The sequence below is a fragment of the Edaphobacter sp. FHG110511_03 genome (genome assembly GCF_059115365.1).
Genome location: NZ_JBZYWL010000041.1, coordinates 1 through 1,589, shown reverse-complemented (window position 1 = coordinate 1,589; position 1,589 = coordinate 1). Strand labels below are relative to the sequence as shown.

Genomic DNA, 1,589 nt, shown 5'->3' with positions numbered 1-1,589 from the left:
GATGTCAAAAATCTTCACTCCCAACACGCTTAACAATTAGAGAAAGCAGAGAAAAAGCAGACTCTACGTGCGCAATTAGCTAAACATCTAGACGCCTAAACATATAGCAATACAAACCAAGTCAGGAGACTAAACAATGATCAATGACCTCAACAAGACCCTTCAGATTGGCCGCCTCGGAGCCGATCCCAAACAGCAGAGCGACAACGCACCCGTCACCTTCAGCATTGCAACCGCGGAGAAGTGGACCGATGACAACAATAAATGGCAGGAGCGCACCGATTGGCACAACATCGTCGTCTTCGGCAACCTCCGGACCTACGCCAGAAAGCTCAGAAAGGGTGACCGGATCTTCGTAGAGGGCAAGCTGCGCAACAACCACTACGAAAAGGAAGTTGGGGGCGAGAAGGTGACCATCTTCAACGCAGAGATTCTTGCAGGCGCCATTGAATTGGTCGCGCCAAAAGATATCGGCGACAACTAAGCGAAGGCTTTGGTGGGGCAGTGCTGGAACACTGCCCCTAACCGCCACGATGCACAAACCCCAGTCAGGAGAGACAAGGAATGCACACCACAGCGATCTCACAGGAAGATTACCAGAATGGCGACAAGCTCAACGTGTATCAGGTCGTAACCGACAGGATCATTGCCAGCCTCAAAAACGGAGTCATCCCTTGGGAGAAGCCCTGGAAGAGTCCGAAGTACGCAGGGGGAATCTTTCCGCGAAACTTTCGTACCGGCAAGCCATACCGCGGCGTCAACGTGATGCTGTTATGGGGAACGGAATACACTTCTCCATTCTGGCTCACTTTTAAACAGGCTCAGGAGTTGGGCGGTTCCGTTCGCAAGGGACAGCACAGCGAGCGCATCGTATTTTATAAGCAGCTTCCGAAGCGTGAGTACGCCACATCTACCGAGGAGAACGAGAGCGCCAGCAAAAGACCACCGTGCATGTTGAGGTTCTACAACGTTTTCAACGTCGAGCAGTGCGACGGCCTGAAAGTGCCCGAGATCGAGGAGCCCACGCGCAATCAGGTTGATACCGATGCCGAGTGCGAAGCCATTGTGACCAACTGGAACGGACGTCCAGCGATCCGGACGGAGATTGAAACCGAGACCCGCGCCTATTACCGGCCCAGCACGGATTCAGTCCACCTCCCGGCCCGCTTTCGCTTTGTGGATACCGCCCATTACTATGCGACGCTCTTTCACGAGCTCGTACACAGCACCGGCCATGAGAGCCGTCTGGCTCGTACCTTTGGCGAGCGCTTCGGCGACGAGCTTTACAGTAAAGAGGAGCTGGTAGCCGAAACAGGAGCAGCATTCCTTTGCGCTATCGCTGGGATTGCCACGGAACGCACAAACCGCAATACAACGGCATACCTGCAACACTGGATTAGCGCACTTCGCCAGGACAATCGGCTCGTCGTGCAGGCCGCCGCGTTAGCGCAGCGAGCGGTGGATCACATCACGGGTCAGAGCTTCATCGAGGAAGAAGACGGGGATGCCGGCGAGGACGGCACCCCCGTCCATGCTTCGATCCCTCTGGCGGCTTAGAGCTTCAACGTCTTAGGTCGTTAGCCGGTCAC

General features: G+C 55.1%; 2 protein-coding genes. Both read left to right on the top strand.

Features of this window, described 5'->3' with window-relative positions; genetic code table 11:
* Window positions 1-136: 136 nt before the first annotated feature.
* Window positions 137-484, top strand: coding sequence for a single-stranded DNA-binding protein (locus AC5S26_RS29840; protein ID WP_494188585.1), 348 nt, complete (start codon window positions 137-139; stop codon window positions 482-484).
* An 80-nt stretch (window positions 485-564) separates the two neighbouring features.
* Window positions 565-1,557: an ArdC family protein gene (locus AC5S26_RS29835; protein WP_494188584.1), complete on the top strand. Its 993-nt coding sequence runs from the start codon at window positions 565-567 to the stop codon at window positions 1,555-1,557.
* Window positions 1,558-1,589: the final 32 nt, after the last annotated feature.

Excerpts from the sequence above, each read along its gene's own strand:
- AC5S26_RS29840 (WP_494188585.1), top strand. The coding sequence starts at position 137 with ATGATCAATGACCTCAACAAGACCCTTCAGATTGGCCGCCTCGGAGCC.
- AC5S26_RS29835 (WP_494188584.1), top strand. The coding sequence starts at position 565 with ATGCACACCACAGCGATCTCACAGGAAGATTACCAGAATGGCGACAAG.